The sequence below is a fragment of the Vogesella mureinivorans genome, from assembly GCF_007644035.1.
Taxonomy (GTDB): Bacteria; Pseudomonadota; Gammaproteobacteria; order Burkholderiales; family Chromobacteriaceae; genus Vogesella; species Vogesella mureinivorans.
The window spans coordinates 1-254 of record NZ_VMTV02000277.1 but is presented as its reverse complement, the minus strand read 5'-3'; the positions used below and the strand labels follow the sequence as shown (position 1 = coordinate 254).

Sequence of the window (254 nt, the reverse complement as noted above, 5' to 3'; positions counted from 1 at the left end):
GACCATCGTGTTTTGTGAGGACATTGACCACGCTGAACGAATGCGAAAAGCCTTGGCTAACGTAACGCTGAATCGAGGGCTTGTTCTCAAAGACCACCGTTACGTCATGCAAATTACGGGTGATGAGAAGGAGGGTAAAGCTCAAATCGATAACTTTATCAATCCCAAAGAGACGTATCCAGTAATTGCCACCACCTTTAAGTTGATGACGACGGGGGTAGATGCCCAAACCTGCCATGTGATTGTGTTAGATC

The 254-nt window shown here is 46.5% G+C and carries 1 pseudogene; it reads left to right on the top strand.

The annotated features are described in order from the left end of the window. Nucleotides 1-254: pseudogene (locus FLQ44_RS25530) on the top strand (hypothetical protein); the annotation flags it as partial.